Source organism: Streptomyces sulfonofaciens (assembly GCF_014656295.1).
In the GTDB taxonomy this organism is placed as follows: Bacteria; Actinomycetota; Actinomycetes; order Streptomycetales; family Streptomycetaceae; genus Streptomyces; species Streptomyces sulfonofaciens.
Genome location: NZ_BNCD01000023.1, coordinates 81,395 through 97,466, shown reverse-complemented (window position 1 = coordinate 97,466; position 16,072 = coordinate 81,395). Strand labels below are relative to the sequence as shown.

The 16,072-nt window shown below is 74.3% G+C and carries 15 protein-coding genes; 10 read left to right on the top strand and 5 right to left on the bottom strand.

Annotation, left to right across the window (positions count from 1 at the left end; genetic code table 11):
• From IE313_RS28890 to IE313_RS28880, 3 genes are all read left to right on the top strand, one after another.
• Window positions 1-774, top strand: a complete 774-nt coding sequence (locus IE313_RS28890; protein WP_189937362.1) for a lysophospholipid acyltransferase family protein — start codon at window positions 1-3, stop codon at window positions 772-774.
• Window positions 771-1,874 (top strand): NAD(P)H-dependent glycerol-3-phosphate dehydrogenase, encoded by a 1,104-nt coding sequence (locus IE313_RS28885; protein WP_189937360.1) that lies wholly within the window; start codon window positions 771-773, stop codon window positions 1,872-1,874. The genes IE313_RS28890 and IE313_RS28885 overlap by 4 nt, the downstream gene beginning before the upstream one ends.
• 211 nt (window positions 1,875-2,085) lie before the next feature.
• The gene (locus tag IE313_RS28880) at window positions 2,086-3,237 is read left to right on the top strand and encodes a D-alanine--D-alanine ligase family protein (RefSeq protein WP_189937358.1); all 1,152 of its coding nucleotides are present in this window, start codon (window positions 2,086-2,088) and stop codon (window positions 3,235-3,237) included.
• A 177-nt stretch (window positions 3,238-3,414) separates the two neighbouring features.
• On the opposite strand, the gene IE313_RS28875 is transcribed toward IE313_RS28880, so the two are convergent.
• Window positions 3,415-3,945: a DUF3515 domain-containing protein gene (locus IE313_RS28875; RefSeq protein ID WP_189937356.1), complete on the bottom strand. Its 531-nt coding sequence runs from the start codon at window positions 3,943-3,945 to the stop codon at window positions 3,415-3,417.
• 20 nt (window positions 3,946-3,965) lie between these two features.
• Complete coding sequence (locus IE313_RS28870) at window positions 3,966-4,199, bottom strand: Lrp/AsnC family transcriptional regulator (protein ID WP_189937354.1); 234 nt, start codon at window positions 4,197-4,199, stop codon at window positions 3,966-3,968.
• A gap of 256 nt (window positions 4,200-4,455) precedes the next feature.
• On the opposite strand from IE313_RS28870, the gene IE313_RS28865 reads away from it, so the two are divergent.
• On the top strand, window positions 4,456-5,421 hold the full coding sequence (locus tag IE313_RS28865; protein ID WP_189937351.1) for a thiamine-phosphate kinase: 966 nt from the start codon (window positions 4,456-4,458) through the stop codon (window positions 5,419-5,421).
• A 74-nt stretch (window positions 5,422-5,495) separates the two neighbouring features.
• Entirely contained in the window at window positions 5,496-6,344 is an 849-nt protein-coding gene (gene thiD, locus IE313_RS28860; RefSeq protein WP_189937349.1) for a bifunctional hydroxymethylpyrimidine kinase/phosphomethylpyrimidine kinase, read from the top strand.
• Here thiD and IE313_RS36515 read toward each other — a convergent pair.
• The 3 genes from IE313_RS36515 to rpmB form a co-directional block, all read right to left on the bottom strand.
• Window positions 6,298-6,636: a hypothetical protein gene (locus IE313_RS36515; protein WP_189937400.1), complete on the bottom strand. Its 339-nt coding sequence runs from the start codon at window positions 6,634-6,636 to the stop codon at window positions 6,298-6,300. The genes thiD and IE313_RS36515 overlap by 47 nt on opposite strands.
• 147 nt (window positions 6,637-6,783) lie before the next feature.
• Complete coding sequence (locus tag IE313_RS36510; protein ID WP_189937347.1) at window positions 6,784-7,797, bottom strand: hypothetical protein; 1,014 nt, start codon at window positions 7,795-7,797, stop codon at window positions 6,784-6,786.
• 830 nt (window positions 7,798-8,627) lie between these two features.
• Window positions 8,628-8,813: a 50S ribosomal protein L28 gene (gene rpmB, locus IE313_RS28845; RefSeq protein WP_189937345.1), complete on the bottom strand. Its 186-nt coding sequence runs from the start codon at window positions 8,811-8,813 to the stop codon at window positions 8,628-8,630.
• A gap of 427 nt (window positions 8,814-9,240) precedes the next feature.
• Between rpmB and IE313_RS28840 the strand changes: the two genes are divergently transcribed.
• From IE313_RS28840 to coaD, 5 genes are all read left to right on the top strand, one after another.
• Window positions 9,241-11,082 carry a DAK2 domain-containing protein gene (locus IE313_RS28840; RefSeq protein WP_229925047.1) on the top strand — a complete coding sequence of 614 codons (1,842 nt, stop codon included), beginning with the start codon at window positions 9,241-9,243 and terminating at the stop codon, window positions 11,080-11,082.
• A gap of 59 nt (window positions 11,083-11,141) precedes the next feature.
• Window positions 11,142-13,469, top strand: coding sequence for an ATP-dependent DNA helicase RecG (gene recG, locus IE313_RS28835; protein ID WP_189937395.1), 2,328 nt, complete (start codon window positions 11,142-11,144; stop codon window positions 13,467-13,469).
• A 157-nt stretch (window positions 13,470-13,626) separates the two neighbouring features.
• Window positions 13,627-14,535, top strand: a complete 909-nt coding sequence (locus IE313_RS28830) for a hypothetical protein (RefSeq protein ID WP_189937341.1) — start codon at window positions 13,627-13,629, stop codon at window positions 14,533-14,535.
• 261 nt (window positions 14,536-14,796) lie between these two features.
• A complete protein-coding gene (gene rsmD / locus IE313_RS28825) occupies window positions 14,797-15,381 on the top strand; it encodes a 16S rRNA (guanine(966)-N(2))-methyltransferase RsmD (RefSeq protein WP_189937339.1) in 585 nt (194 codons plus the stop codon).
• 26 nt (window positions 15,382-15,407) lie between these two features.
• Window positions 15,408-15,887 (top strand): pantetheine-phosphate adenylyltransferase, encoded by a 480-nt coding sequence (gene coaD / locus IE313_RS28820; RefSeq protein WP_189937393.1) that lies wholly within the window; start codon window positions 15,408-15,410, stop codon window positions 15,885-15,887.
• The last annotated feature ends 185 nt before the right edge of the window (window positions 15,888-16,072 follow it).

Here is a 16,072-nt window from a genome sequence, read left to right as displayed (position 1 = left end):
GTGTCCCGCCGCAGAATCGGCTTCTGGTACCGCCTTGCGGCAGTCATCTGCAAACCGCCGCTGGTGGTGCTGATCAAGCGTGACTGGCGCGGAATGGAGAACATTCCGGCTGACGGCGGATTTATCACCGTGGTGAACCACAATTCGCACGTGGACCCGTTCGCCTACGCCCACTTCCAGTACAACACCGGACGCGTTCCGCGTTTCCTCGCCAAGCACGGCCTTTTCAAGAAGGGATTCGTGGGTGCCGTGATGCGCGGCACCGGGCAGATTCCCGTCTACCGGGAGAGCACCGACGCGCTCAGCGCCTTCCGGGCCGCGATCGAGGCCGTGCGGCGCGGGGAGTGCGTCGCCTTCTACCCCGAGGGCACCCTCACCCGCGACCCGGACCTGTGGCCGATGACCGGCAAGACGGGCGCGGCCCGCGTCGCCCTGGAGACCAGGTGCCCGGTCGTCCCGGTCGCGCAGTGGGGCGTCAACCTCCTCCTGCCGCCGTACGCCAAGAAGCCGAACCTGCTGCCGCGCAAGACCCACCATGTGCTGGCAGGACCGCCGGTGGACCTGTCGCGCTTCTACGGCAAGGAGCTGACCCCCGACCTCCTGAGGGAGGCCACCGAGGTCATCATGGCCGCCATCACCGCCCATCTGGAGGTGCTGCGCGGCGAGAAGGCGCCCGCGAAGCCCTACGACCCCCGGCAGGTGCGCATGGAACAGCGGCGCAGGTCGGCCGGGACGCACGGCACCGGCGACCGGGAAGCGGGGGCGGGCAAGTGAGCGCGTCCGCAGAGCCTGCCGTCCCCGGGCCCGCCCGGCCCCCCGGTACCGCACCCGCCGCACTCGCCGCACCCGGTGAACCGGCCCGTCCCGCGCGGCCGGTCAGGGCGGCCGTCCTCGGCACCGGCTCCTGGGGCACGGCCTTCGCCGTCGTGCTCGCCGACGCCGGGTGCGAGGTCGTCCTGTGGGCCCGCCGCGCGGACGTCGTGGCCGCCGTCAACTCCACCCGCACCAACCCGGACTACCTGCCCGGCGTCGAACTCCCGGCCGCCGTCCGAGCCACCGGGGACCCGGCCGAGGCGCTCGCCGGAGCCGATCTCGCGGTGCTGTGCGTACCCGCCCAGACGCTCCGCGAGAACCTCGCCTCCTGGGCGCCCCTGCTCGACTCCGACACCGTGCTCGTCTCCCTGATGAAGGGTGTCGAGCTGGGCTCGGCAATGCGGATGAGTGAGGTCATCGAGGACGTGGCGAAGGTCGGCGAGGAGCGCGTCGCCGTGGTCACCGGCCCCAACCTGGCGCGTGAGGTGGCCGCCAGGATGCCCGCCGCCGCGGTGGTCGCCTGCCGTGACGAGGCGGTGGCCAGGCGTATCCAGGCCGCCTGCCACACGCCGTACTTCCGCCCGTACACCAACACCGACGTCACCGGCTGCGAGCTGGGCGGCGCGGTCAAGAACGTGATCGGGCTCGCCGTCGGCATCGCGGACGGCATGGGCCTCGGCGACAACGCCAAGGGCTCGCTGATCACCCGCGGCCTCGCCGAGACCACCCGGCTCGGCCTGGCCATGGGCGCCGACCCGATGACGTTCTCGGGCCTGGCCGGGCTCGGCGACCTGGTCGCCACCTGCTCCTCCCCGCTGTCCCGCAACCACACCTTCGGCACCAACCTGGGCAAGGGCATGACGCTCCAGGAGACCATCGCGGTCACCAGGCAGACGGCGGAAGGGGTCAAGTCCTGCGAGTCGGTGCTCGACCTGTCCCGCAGGTACGGCGTCGAGATGCCGATCACGGAGACGGTCGTCGGCATCGTGCACGAGGGGAAGCCTCCGGTGGTGGCGCTCAAGGAGCTGATGTCGCGCAGCGCGAAGCCCGAGCGGCGCTGAGCCCCGGGGCACCGCCTGCCCCCTGTCGCTCTGCGCGCCCGCGTCCGCCGGCGCCGGGCGGGCCTGTCCGCGGGGCGCGGCCCCAGGGGGCGGACGGGTCTGCCCGTGCGGGCGTTCCCGGGTCGCGGGCACCCGCGCCGGCCTGGCTTTTCGCCCGATCGGTTCGTGGTGCGCTGACGGGGGAGCTACCAGCAGGTACTCTCGTCGCGATATGAGCAGCGAGAACTCCCCCCAGAGCCACGAGAGCCGCAAGCCGCGCGTCGCCGTCGTGTTCGGCGGCCGCAGTTCGGAGCACGGCATCTCGGTCGTCACCGCGGGTGCCGTGCTGCGGGCCATCGACCGTACGAAGTACGACGTCCTGCCCATCGGCATCACGGCCGACGGCCGCTGGGCGCTGACCGCCGACGAACCCGAGCGGATGGCCATCACCGGCCGCCGTGTGCCCAGCGTCGAGGAGCTCGCCGAGTCCACCGAGGGCGGTGTGGTGCTGCCCGTGGACCCGGGCAGCCGCGAGGTCGTCTACACCGAGCCGGGCGCCGTGCCCAAGGCGCTCGGTGAGGTCGACGTCGTCTTCCCCGTGCTGCACGGGCCCTACGGCGAGGACGGCACGCTGCAGGGCCTGCTGGAGCTCTCCGGGACGCCGTACGTCGGCTCGGGCGTGCTGGCCTCGGCGGTGGGCCAGGACAAGGAGTACATGAAGCGGGTGTTCACCTCCTTCGGGCTGCCCGTCGGCCCCTACCTGGTGATCCGCCCGCGGGAGTGGGAGCACGACGAGAGCGCGGCCCGCAAGCGGATCGCGGACTTCGCGGGCGAGCACGGCTGGCCGCTGTTCGTGAAGCCCGCGCGGGCGGGCTCCTCCATGGGCATCACCAAGGTCGCCTCGTTCGAGGGCCTCGACGAGGCGATCGCCGAGGCGCGGCGGCACGACCCGAAGATCCTCGTCGAGTCGCTGCTGCGCGGCCGCGAAATCGAGTGCGGGGTACTGGAGTTCGAGGACGGGCCGCGGGCCAGCGTGCCCGCGGAGATCCCGCCGGTGCAGACCCATGAGTTCTACGACTTCCAGGCGAAGTACATCGACTCCGCGACCGGCCTGGTGCCCGCACCGCTGACCCCCGAGCAGACCGCCGAGGCGCAGCGGCTCGCCGTCGCCGCCTTCGAGGCCGCCTCCTGCGAGGGGCTGGTGCGTACGGACCTCTTCCTCACCGAGGACGGGGAGTTCGTGATCAACGAGATCAATACGATGCCCGGTTTCACCCCGATCTCCATGTATCCGCGGATGTGGCAGGAGAGCGGTGTGTCCTACCCCGAGCTGGTGGACTGCCTGGTGCAGGCGGCGCTGCGGCGCTCGACCGGCCTGCGCTAGCCGTCGGCCGCCGGCCCGCACCACCGTGCGCCGCGGTGCGGGCCGGGGTACGGGCCGGCCAGGACGTCGCGCCCGTACGCCGACCACGTGCGCGCCCCAGGACCCGTGCGCGCCCAGGACCGGGTGCGTTCCGAGGGTGGGTGTGTCACGGGCCCGGGTGCGCCCGAACCCGTGCCGTCAGTCCGCGATGCCCTGCGGGATCGACCGCTTCACGGGCCCCGCGAGGTCGGTGAGCGGCGCGAGGCCCTCCCCGGTGCGCTGCTTCGGCAGGATCACCTCGACGTACGCCTTCCGCAGGGTGGTGGTGAAGCGGTACGAGCCGTCGTCCTGCGGCTGGGAGAGCCAGCCGACGCCGTTCACCTCGACGCCGTCGGGACCGTCGTCGTCCGGCGCGTCGCCGGCCCCCGGCGCCGCGTCCATCGCCGCAGGCCGGGGGACACCGCAGCGCAGTATGATCGCCGGGTCGCCCCACCCCGCGGTCAGCGCGGACCGCGGCTTCGGATCGTTGCGGCCGAGGCCGTCGAGGTGCCGGGGGAGCTGCCGGTGCAGCCGGTCGCAGTACGAGGCCGTGCTCGCCGCCGGGGTGGGAACCGCCACCGTCGCCGCCTCGTCCGTTGAGGTGCATCCTGCGGCGGCCGACGCGGTGAGCAGCAGGACGAGGACGGGCGGTCGGACGGCGTTGCCGTGCCGGTGACGGAAGAAGCGCACCGGCCAAGAGTAGACGGGGACTACAGATGGACGACCGGGCAGGTCAGCGTGCGGGTGATGCCGTCCACCTGCTGGATCTTGGCGACCACGATACGGCCCAGGTCGTCGACGGTGTCGGCCTGCGCACGGGCGATCACGTCATAGGGACCCGTCACGTCCTCGGCCTGGACGACGCCGGGGACCTTGCCGACTATCTCGGCAACGGCCGAGGCCTTGCCGACCTCCGTCTGGATCAGGATGTACGCCTGTACCACGGAACCTCCAGGGCGGCCACGGGGATCATGGGGAAGAAAGGGACGCCACGGTATCGCGTCGCCGCGCGCCGGGGGGAGACCCGGGGGTGCCGTGGCGGACATCGGGCCCACTCCGGACGGGCAGGGTGAGACATCACCGGGAGCGCGGACGGCGGCACGGCGGGCACCGGACACCGGGCCCGGCCACCCGCCGCACCCGCCCCCGGCAACCGCAGGCAGAATCGCTAGGACACCGGCGCGGAAGGGGCAGTTCCAGATGAAGGGAAGCGTGGGCGAGCTGGGGGAGTTCGGGCTCATCAGGGAGCTCACCTCCCGGCTCACCACCACCCCGGCGGTCCGGCTCGGGCCGGGGGACGACGCCGCGGTGGTGGCCGCGCCCGACCGCAGGGTCGTGGCGAGCACCGACGTCCTCGTGGAGGGCCGGCACTTCCGGCGCGACTGGTCCACGGCCTACGACGTCGGACGGAAGGCCGCGGCGCAGAACCTCGCCGACATCGCAGCGATGGGCGCCGTGCCGACCGCGCTGCTGCTCGGCCTCGTCGTGCCCGCGGAGCTCCCCGCCACCTGGGCGAGCGAGCTGATGGACGGCCTGCGCGACGAGTGCCAGGTGGCCGGTGCCGCCGTGGTCGGGGGCGACGTGGCGCGCGGTGACACGATCACCGTCGCGATCACCGCCCTCGGCGACCTGCGCAACCACGAACCGGTCACCAGGGCCGGGGCGCAGCCCGGCGACCTCGTCGCGGTGACCGGCTGGCTCGGCTGGTCCGCGGCCGGGTACGCGGTGCTCTCCCGCGGCTTCCGTTCACCCCGCGCCTTCGTCGAGGCGCACCGCAGGCCGGAGCCCCCGTACCACGCGGGCCCCGCCGCGGCCGGGCTGGGCGCCACCGCGATGACCGACGTCAGCGACGGCCTGGTGGCCGACCTCGGGCACATCGCGGAGGCCAGCAAGGTCAGGATCGACATCCGCTCCGGTGCCATGGACGTGCCCTCCCAGATGAACGACATCGGCCAGGCCGTCGGCGTGGACCCGCTGCACTGGGTGCTCACCGGAGGGGAGGACCACGCGATCGTGGCCACCTTCCCCGCGGACGTGAAGCTGCCCGCGCGCTGGAAGGTGATCGGCGAGGTCCTGAGCCCCTCGGCCCTGCCGCAGGTGACCGTCGACGGTGCACCCTGGACGAGCAGGAGCGGCTGGGACCACTTCGCGGACATCGAGGGTTGAGCCGCGCAGGCCCCGGGCCCGCCGCCCGGCGCCGCACCCGGCCGCCCCATCCGCACCGAGGACGGAGAAACGCCATGGCCCCTCCCGTACGGGTGCTGACCGTCGCCGGCTCCGACTCCGGAGGCGGCGCGGGCATCCAGGCCGATCTGAAGACGATGCTGGCGCTCGGCGTCCACGGCATGAGCGTCGTCGCCGCCGTGACCGCGCAGAACTCGCTGGGCGTCCAGGGCGCCTGGGAGCTGCCCGTGGAGGCGGTGCGCGCCCAGTACCGCAGCGTGGTCGACGACATCGGCGTCCAGGCGGTCAAGACGGGCATGCTGGCCTCGGCGCCGCTGGTGGAGGCGGTCGCGGAACTCCTCGCCGAAACCGGCGTACCGGTCGTCGTCGACCCCGTCGGCGTCTCCAAGCACGGCGACCCGCTGCTGGCCGCTTCCGCGCTCGACGCGGTGCGCGGCAGGCTGCTGCCCACCGCCACGGTCGCCACCCCGAACCTCGACGAGGTCGCCCAACTCACCGGCGTGCACGTGGACTGCCCCAAGGCCATGCGCCGCGGCGCCGCCGCCGTGCTCGCGTTCGGCCCGCGCTGGGTCCTGGTCAAGGGCGGCCACCTCGCGGCGGACGGGGGACCCGGCGCCGCGGAGGCCGTGGACCTGCTCACCGACGGCCGCGAGGAGTACTGGCTGCGCGCACCGCGCCACCCCAACCGGCACACGCACGGCACCGGCTGCACCCTCGCCTCCGCGCTCGCCACCGAGCTGGCCAAGGGCCGCTCGGTGCCGGAAGCGGCGGCCGCGGCGAAGGAGTACGTCACCGGCGCGATCGCGGCCGGGTTCCCGCTCGGCGGCGGCATCGGCCCCGTCGACCACGGCTGGCGGTTCAGGGCGCCGTCCGGAACAGGTCCTGGGAGTAGTCCTTCAGCGTGATGCCGGCCGCCGCCCTCTCCGTGAGCCGCCTGAAGAACCCGCCGAGCAGCGGTGAGCCGAGCAGCCGGTAGGCACGGCGAGGTTCGGCCGCCGCCAGGAAGTGCTCCCTGGCCTGGCCGTACCCGCCCATCCGCAGCAGCACCGCCGCCCGCCGCTGGAGCAGGTCCGCCGTCTCCTCCGGCGCCTGAAGCGCGCGCACGTACCCGAGGCCCTCGTCCAGGAGCCGCAGGGCGCGCCACCGCTCGCCGCGCCAGTCGGCGAACATACCGAGCGGATCGAGGCAGTTGGCCATGCCCCAGCGGCCCCGGTGGACCGGAACCCGGCCAGCCCGCGGGTGAACGCCGCCTCGGACGCGGCGATCCGGCCCGCGAACAGCTCCCGGAACCCCACCCCGACGCCGAGCAGCGCGCGCCCCAGGGATCGCCGCCGACCAGCGTGTTCACGTCCGTGTCGAGCGGCGGTGGCAGCGGTCCCGTCGTATCCGACCAGAGCACGAGGGTGGACGGCAGCCGCAGCCGCCGGCCGAGCGCGCCCACCACCGCCTCCGCCTGGGCGGCCCGTGCCGGTTCCGCGGGTCGCGGCCGTCTCCGGCGAGGAAGTTGAACACGCACACCGCGTACTCCTCCGCCAGCCCCTCCGGCGGCTGCCCGAGCACCGCCGTGAGCAGCTCACGGGCCGTGCCGACCTGCCCGCCGTGCAGTCCGCGCAGCCGCCAGAACCAGGACAGCGCCGCCATCATGCGCAGCGCGCGCCGCGCGTCCGTGCGCAGCAGATGCCGCAGGGCGGCGTCGAGGTTGCCCTGCTCCGCCGTGAGCGCCGCCAGCCACGGCAACCGGTCCCGGCCGCGCAACCCGGGCTCCGCCCGCTCGGCGACGGCCAGGAAGCAGGCGGCGTGCGCCTCCCGCAGCCGGTCGCCCTCACCGTGCCCGTCCAACTGCTCCGCGCAGGAGGCCCGGATCGTCCGGAGCATCCGGTACCGGCCGCCGGCCGCCTCCAGGAAGGACTTCTCGGCGAGCGAGGCCAGCAGGTCCTCCGGGTGGCGGGGGCCGCAGACGGCCTCGACGGCGTCCAGGGCCGCGCCGCCGAGAACGCCGTCAGCCGCCGCGCCAGCTCCCGCTCCTCCTCGTCGAGGAGCTGCCATCCATTCGACGACGGCACGCAGGGTGCGGTGCCGGGGAGCCTTGGTGCGGTCGCCGCGGGGCAGCAGGCGGAACCGGTCGTCGCCGCCGGCGCGGGGCGTGCCCGCAGGAGGCGGTCCTTGCGCGGGCGCCGCCGACCGTCCGCCCCGGGGGAGGTCCCGATCGCCCTCAAGGGCGTCCGGCTCGTCCGGGGAGGCGTGGAGGCCCTGGCAGAGGCGGGTGGCGAGTTCATCCAGGGTGAGGGTGCGCAGCCGGGCCGCGGCGAGTTCGATGGCCAGCGGCAGCCCGTCAAGCGCCTCGCAGATCGGGGCCACGCGCGCGTGTCCGTCCCCTTGGCCGTGTCGGTCGCCGTCTCCGTCTCCGTTTTCGCCGCCGTTTTCGCCGCCGCCGGGGCGGACGGCGCAGGCGCGGTCGAGGAACAGCCGGACCGCGAGCGGGGTGCTCAGCGGTGGCACGGCACAGCGCCTCCCCGGTGATGCCCAGGGCCTCCCGGCTGGTGGCCAGCACCCGCAGCCCGGGGCAGGCCGCCAGCAGCAGCGCGGTGACGCGGGCCGCCTCGTCCACCAGGTGCTCGAAGTTGTCGAGCACCAGCAGCAGGGACCGCCCGTCGAGCGCCGCGAGCAAGCCGTTCCGTGCCGTCCCCGCCCTGGGCCCTGGTCCCCTCCCTGGCACCCAGCGCACCGAGGATCGCGTGGGGGATGCGGGACCCGTCGCCCAGCGGCGCGAGTTCGACCGTAGCAGACGCCCTCGTGCTCGGGCGCGGACCGGCCGGGAGACGGCCCGTGCCCGTGCTCCGGCGCGGGGCACGGGGGTGCGTGCGGTACGGGACCAGGGCCCGGGGGCCCGGTGCCGCGGAGGGACGACGGCGCGCGGGCTCGGGAGGGGCGCAGGACGGCGCGGGTGCGGTGGCGGGGTGCCACGGATGCGGCCACGCGCCGTGGGTGCGGCCGCGCGTCACGAGGGGCCACGTCCGGTGCGGACGGCGATGCCTCCCGCACGAGTGCGGCCGGGCATCGCGAGCGCGGTGTCCGCGGGGCACACGAAAGCCGGTCCACCCGAGGGCGGACCGGCTCAGCAGCAACCGGTGAGGTGGCCGCGCCATGAGCCTCCCCCGGCCCCTTCGAGGGGGGCGGGGAGAGTTACGTCAGCGCGAGACCTTGCCGGCCTTGATGCACGAGGTGCAGACGTTGAGCCGCTTCGGCGTCCCACCGACCACGGCACGCACGCGCTGGATGTTCGGGTTCCAGCGACGGGGCGTGCGGCGGTGCGAGTGGGAGATGCTGTTGCCGAAGCCCGGCCCCTTGCCGCAGACGTCGCAGTTGGCAGCCACGGGACACTCCAAAGACTTCAGATGCACGTACGGTGGATCCCGGCATGCCGGGATCAGTGATCGGGTGGCGCTGCCAGGGAAGAGGCCCGATGGGTATCGGGCAACCGGAGCAGCATACAACGGCTGGTTCCGTACAACGAAACTACCACGGGTGATCCCCCACGGGTCCCGCCGCCGGCCAGGCCCCCGCGACGTCCCTGCTCCTGCACGCCCCCCACGGGGTCTACGCTGCGTGCCAGCCCAGCAGAGCGAGGAGGCGAGTGAGACGCAGGCGCCGCAGCAGCCGCCCCGTGGAGAGCCGGCCGGGCCGACCCGCCCCGCCGGGCGGTCCGAGCAGTCCGGGCACCTTCCGAAGGCCGGGCACCCCCCGAACGACGCGGGACGAGCCCTCGACGCCGACGCGGTACGCGCGTGGTGCACGCTCGCGCTGGACGGGCTGGGCCGCTCCCGCGAGGAGATCGACGCCATCAACGTCTACCCGGTGGCCGACGGGGACACCGGGACCAACCTCTATCTGACGGTGGAAAGCGCGGTGCGGGCCGTGGAGGCCGCCTTCGCGGGGCTCGACCCGCAGCGCCCGACCCTGGCCGAGGCGGTGCGCGCCATGGCGCACGGCGCACTGATCGGCGCCCGGGGCAATTCGGGCACCATCCTCGCGCAGTTGCTGCGCGGCATGGCCCAGGTGCTCTCCGCGGAGCACGGGGACCATGCGGGTCCGACGGGCCATGCGGGTCCGACGGGCCAGGTGGGTCAGGTGGGTCAGGTGGGCGGCCGCGAGCGCGACGGAGGCACGGACGGCGCCGGCGGGGCGCGCGGCCCGGACGAGGAGGCGCGCGGCGAGTACGCGGCCGAAGGGCCGCGCGGCACAGCCGGTGCCGACGCGTTGCGGCGTACGGACGGTGCCGATGCGTTGCGGCGTGCCCTGCGGCGAGCGGTCCAGTCCGCCTACGCGGCCGTCGCCCATCCCGTGGAGGGCACGGTGCTGACCGTGGCCACCGCCGCGGCCGAGGCGGCGGAGCGGGCCCGGGGCGGTTGCGGCGCGGTGGCGCGCGCGGCCCATGACGGCGCGTGCGCCGCACTGGACGCCACTCCGGAGCAGTTGGCGGCGCTCGGCCGCGCCGGCGTCGTGGACGCGGGCGGGCAGGGGCTCGTGGTCGTCCTGGCGGCACTCGCCGAGGTCTGCACCGGCACGGCACCGAAACCCGCGGGCCCCCGGGCCCGCGGCCCGCTGAAGGGTCCCGCGGACGAGTACACCGCGGCGGCCGAGGACACCGGCACCACGTGCGAGGACACCGGCACCGCGTGCGAGGACACCGCGGACTCCTCGGGCGGCTGCGCCGGCCCGGCCTATGAGGTGATCTACCTCCTGGAGGCCGCGGACGCGGCCGTGCACCGGCTGCGCGCCAGGCTCGACGCGCTCGGTGACTCACTGGTGGTGGTCGGCGGCGACGGCCTGTGGAACGTCCACGTGCACGTGGACGACGCGGGCGCCGCCGTCGAGGCCGGTGTGGAGGCCGGGCGGCCGTACCGGATCCGCATCACCCACTTCGGTGCCGGCGACGCGCACGCCGGCACCGCCCCCGCCGAGCCGCCGCGGCGCGAGCGGGCCCGGCGCGCGGTGGTGGCCGTGGTGCCGGGCGAGGGCCTCGGCGCGCTGTGCGCGGCCGCCGGCGCCACCACGGTGCTCGCCCGCCCCGGGGAGCCGCCCGCCAGCGGGGAGCTGGTGGCCGCGATCCGGCGGGCGCACGCCCACGAGGTGGTCCTGCTGCCCAACGACGGCGCGCTGCGGCACACGGCGGCCGCCGCGGCGGAACAGGCCAGGACCGCGGGCATACGCGTCGCCGTCATCCCCACCCGCGCCGCGGTCCAGGGTGTCGCCGCCCTCGCCGTGCACGAGCCCGAGCGGCGCTTCGACGAGGACGTGGTCGCCATGACGTCGGCCGCCGGCTCCACGCGCTTCGCCGAGCTGACCGTCGCCGAACGGCAGTCGTGGACCAGCGCCGGGGTCTGCCAGGCCGGCGACGTGCTGGGCCTGATCGACGGGGACGTGGCCGTGATCGGGTCCGACGCCACGGGCGCCGGCACCGCGGTCCTCGACCGGATGCTGTCCTCGGGCGGCGAGATGGTCACGCTCGTGCTGTCCGAGGGGTTCCCCGACGCCGTCGCACGGCGCCTCGAAGCGCACGTGCGCGACTCCCACCTGGCCGTGGACACGGTCCTCTACCAGGGCGGCCACCTGAGCCCGCTGCTCCTCATCGGCGTGGAGTAGGACGCGCGCGGTCCCGTGCGCGGCTCCCGCCGCCGGGTCCGCGGATTGTCGGTGCCGTGGTGTCCAATGGACTCGTGCCCGCGCTCGAAGAACCCCTGAGGAAAGTGATCGGCCCCGCCACCGCGAAGGTGATGGCCGAGCACCTCGGCCTGCACACCGTCGGAGACCTGCTGCACCACTACCCCCGCCGCTACGCGGAGCGCGGTGAGCTCACCCGCCTCGCCGACCTCCCGCTCGACGAGCACGTCACGGTCGTCGCGCAGGTGGCCAGCGCCCGGCTGCTGTCCTTCCGGTCGGGCAGCGGCCAGCGGCTCGAGGTCACCATCACCGACGGCAGCGGCCAGCTCCAGCTCGTCTTCTTCGGCCGCGGCGTGCACAAGCCGCACAAGGACCTGCTGCCCGGCACCCGTGCGATGTTCGCCGGCAAGGTCTCCGTCTTCAACCGCAGGCTCCAGCTCGCCCACCCCGCCTACCAACTGCTGCGCGCGGACGCCGGCGACACCGCGGAGGCCGCCGAGGCCGTGGACTCCTGGGCGGGCGCCCTGATCCCGATCTACCCGGCCACCGCGAAGCTGGAGTCCTGGAAGATCGCCAAGGCGGTCGACGCGGTGCTGCCCTCCGCCCCGGACGCCGTCGACCCGCTGCCGCCCGGTCTCATGGAGGGCCGCGGCCTTGTCCCGCTCCCGGAGGCGCTGCTCAAGATCCACCGACCGGCCACCAAGGCGGACGTCGCCGACGCCCGCGCCCGCCTCAAGTGGGACGAGGCCTTCGTCCTCCAGGTGGCCCTGGCCCGCCGGCGGCACGCGGACGGCCAGTTGCCGGCCGTGCCCCGCAGGCCGCTGCCCGACGGCCTGCTCGCCGCCTTCGACGCCCGGCTGCCGTTCACGCTCACCGAGGGCCAGCGGCAGGTCTCCCGGGAGATCTTCGACGACCTCGCGACGGAGCACCCGATGCACCGCCTGCTCCAGGGCGAGGTGGGCTCCGGCAAGACCATGGTGGCGCTGCGGGCCATGCTCGCCGTGGTCGACGCCGGAGGCCAGGCCGCGATGCTCGCGCCCACCGAGGTGCTCGCCCAGCAGCACCACCGCTCCGTCACGGAGATGATGGGCGAGCTGGCCGAGGCGGGAATGCTCGGTGGCGCCGAGCAGGGCACCAAGGTGGTGCTGCTGACCGGCTCCATGGGGGCCGCCGCGCGCCGCCAGGCCCTGCTCGACCTGGTCACCGGCGAGGCCGGCATCGTCATCGGCACCCATGCGCTCATCGAGGACAAGGTCCAGTTCCACGACCTGGGCCTGGTCGTCGTCGACGAGCAGCACCGCTTCGGCGTGGAGCAGCGCGACGCCCTGCGCGGCAAGGGCAGGCAGCCCCCGCACCTGCTGGTCATGACGGCCACCCCCATCCCGCGCACCGTCGCCATGACCGTCTTCGGCGATCTGGAGACGTCGGTCCTCGACCAGCTCCCGGCCGGCCGATCGCCCATCGCCAGCCATGTCGTCCCCGCCCAGGACAAGCCGCACTTCCTCCAGCGGGCCTGGGAGCGGGTCCGCGAGGAGGTCGAGGCCGGCCACCAGGCGTACGTGGTCTGCCCGCGGATCGGTGACGAGGAGGACCAGCCGGGCCCGGGCGGCAAGGAGCGCGGCGGGGCCGGCAAGGGGGGCGCGGGCGGCCGTGCCACCGCCTCCGCGAGGACCACTGCCGCCGAGCCCGGCTCAGCGAAGACCGCCGCCCCCGCGCAGGACGAGCCCCCGGACTCCGGAGCCGACCCGGACAAGCGCCCCCCGCTCGCCGTCCTGGACGTGGCGGAGCAACTCGCCAAGGGCCCGCTGAGCGCGCTCACCGTCGAGTCCCTGCACGGCCGCATGCCGCCCGACGAGAAGGACGCCGTGATGCGCCGCTTCGCCGCGGGCGAGACCGACGTCCTGGTCGCCACCACCGTCATCGAGGTCGGCGTCAACGTCCCCAACGCCACTGCGATGGTCATCATGGACGCCGACCGCTTCGGCATCTCCCAACTGCACCAGTTGCGCGGCCGCGTCGGCCGCGGCACCGCGCCCGGCCTCTGCCTGCTGGTCACCGAGATGCCCGAGGCCAGCGACGCCCGTGCCCGGCTGAACGCCGTCGCCGCCACGCTGGACGGCTTCGAGCTCTCCCGCATCGACCTGGAGCAGCGCCGGGAGGGCGACGTGCTCGGCCAGGCGCAGTCCGGGGTGCGCTCCTCGCTGCGGGTGCTCGCCGTCATCGAGGACGAGGAGATCATCGCCGAGGCGCGTACGGAGGCGGCCGCCGTCGTCGCCGCCGACCCGGACCTCATCCGTCTGCCCGGGCTGCGGACCGCCCTCGACGCCCTGCTCGACACCGAGCGGGAGCAGTACCTGGAGAAGGGCTGAGCGCCCCGGCCCCGGGGCCGGGCGGGGGCGATCCGGATCCGGTAACTCCCCCCGGCTCAAACAGTTGTGGCAATCCGGAGTGATCGGCAGACTTGTCCCGACCCGGCCGGGGATTTCTCCCCGCCGGGCGACACACCACACTTTTGGGGGGTACTTCATGAAACTCACCAGGTACAGATCCGCCCGGGCGGCAGGGGCCCTGGCCCTCGCCCTGGCGTTCGCCGCCGGCGCCACCGGGCTGCTCGGCGGGGCCGCCGCACAGGCACAGGAGGCCACCTCCGGCACGCTCGAGTTCAGCGGCGACGCGGGGGACTACATCAGCGGCGGCCAGTCGTACTCCTACTCGACCGACGCGCAGGACAGGCTCGACGTCACGGCCGACTCCGACCACCAGCACGTCAGCGTCGCGGTCACCGGCGCGCACGGCGACTGGTGGTACCTGGACCTCGCCGCCCCGCAGGGCCAGGCGCTGGAGCCGGGCACCTACGAGGGTGCCACCCGCTACCCGTTCAACGGCCCCGCGGAGCCCGGGCTCTCCCTGGACGGCAACGGCCGCGGCTGCAACACCCTCACGGGCTCCTTCACGGTCTCCAAGGCGGACTTCGGCCCGAACGGCTACGTCGAGGCCCTGGACGCCACCTACGAGCAGCACTGCGAGGGGGGCACCGCGGCGCTGCGCGGCGAGGTGCACATCGCCAACCCCGCCCCGCCCGCCACGCTCGACCTCGGCATAGCCGTCGCGCCCGACGGCACGGCGAGCACCCTGAACGGCAAGGCCACCGTGCACGGCACGGTCAGTTGCAACAAGCCGGTCAGGATCGATGTCACGGGCAACGTCACACAGGTGAAGAAGGGCGTCATCGTCCGGGGCAGCTACAGCACCTCGGTGGACTGCGCGCCCGGTGACCCGGTCGCCTGGACGGCCCAGGCCGACCCGAGCGGCACCACTCCGTTCCGCAGGGGCGACGTGGAGGTCTCGGCCCAGGCGCGCGCGAGCGACCCGGACTACGCCGGCCAGAGCGCGACGGACAGCCAGACCGTGGCGGTCCACCTCGTCAAGGGCTGAACCTGCCCGCCCCACCCTCGGCACGCCCAAGCCCGCCGCCCCGCATCCCGGGGCGGCGGCCCGGGCTGGCCGCGGCCCGGTCGCCCGCTCCCCGCGCGGGGCCGGGGCGACCGCGCCGCGGCCGGGCACGGCGGCACCCTCCGGGAGGGAGCCGGGAAGGGAACGGCAGAGGCCCTCGGCGGGAAGCTGAGACACTGGCGGCAGAGCACCACAGGGGGCCGCCACCAGGCGCTCCCGGTACCCGGACCGACAAGGATTGACATGACCCGCGTGATCGCCGGTGCGGCCGGCGGACGCCGCCTGGCCGTGCCGCCGGGCCAGGGCACCCGGCCCACCTCGGACCGGGCGCGCGAGGGCCTGTTCTCGACCTGGCAGTCCCTGCGCGGCACCCTCGACGGCGCCCGGGTCGCCGACCTGTACGCGGGCTCCGGCGCCGTGGGCCTGGAGGCGCTGTCCAGGGGCGCCGCCCACGCGCTGCTCGTGGAGGCCGACCCCAGGGCCGTGCGCACCCTGCGGGAGAACGTCCGCGCCCTGGGCCTGCCGGGCGCCGAGGTCCGAGCCGGGAAGGCCGGGCAGACCCTCGCGGGAGAACCGCCCGGCCAGCCTTACGACATCGTCTTCCTGGACCCGCCCTACGCGCTCCCGGACAGCGATCTTGGCGAGATCCTGATCACACTCGGCGCCCGGGGCTGGCTCGCCGCCGAAGCGCTCGTCACCGTGGAGCGCAGCACCAGAGGCGGGGAGTTCGGGTGGCCCGGTGGTTTCGAGCCCCTCAGGTCCCGGCGATACGGCGAAGGCACGTTTTGGTACGGTCGCGCCGCCTCTACGAGGAACCACGCACCATGACCGGACCGGAGAGCGAGGGACTTCAGTTGCGCCGCGCCGTCTGTCCGGGGTCGTTCGACCCCATCACCAATGGCCATCTCGACATCATCGCCCGCGCCTCCAAGCTGTACGACGAGGTGTACGTCGCGGTGATGATCAACAAGTCGAAGAAGGGCCTCTTCGCCATCGACGAGCGGATCGACCTGATCCGCCAGGTCACCGCCGAGTTCGGCAACGTCCGGGTGGAGGCATTCCACGGCCTGCTCGTCGACTTCTGCAAGCAGCGCGACATCCCCGCCATCGTCAAGGGCCTGCGAGCGGTCAGCGACTTCGACTACGAGTTGCAGATGGCCCAGATGAACAACGGCCTCTCGGGCGTCGAGACCCTCTTCGTGCCCACGAACCCCACGTACAGCTTCCTGTCCTCCTCGCTGGTGAAGGAGGTGGCCACCTGGGGCGGCGACGTCTCCCACCTGCTGCCCGACGTGGTCACCGAGGCCCTGTTGCAGCGGCTGCGGGAGAAGTGATCCCGCCCGGCGCCTGACACCGCGTCATCCGCTGCCGCACGGGGACCGACCGGCCGTACAGTCGGTGCAGTCGTTTCGTAGGCTGTCCGCAGCCCGTGACCGTGGACCCGGAGGTACGGGAACGGCCCCGGGGTCCACGGGCACCGGCCACGCACCCTTCCAGGCGAAGGGGCCCCCTTCACAGC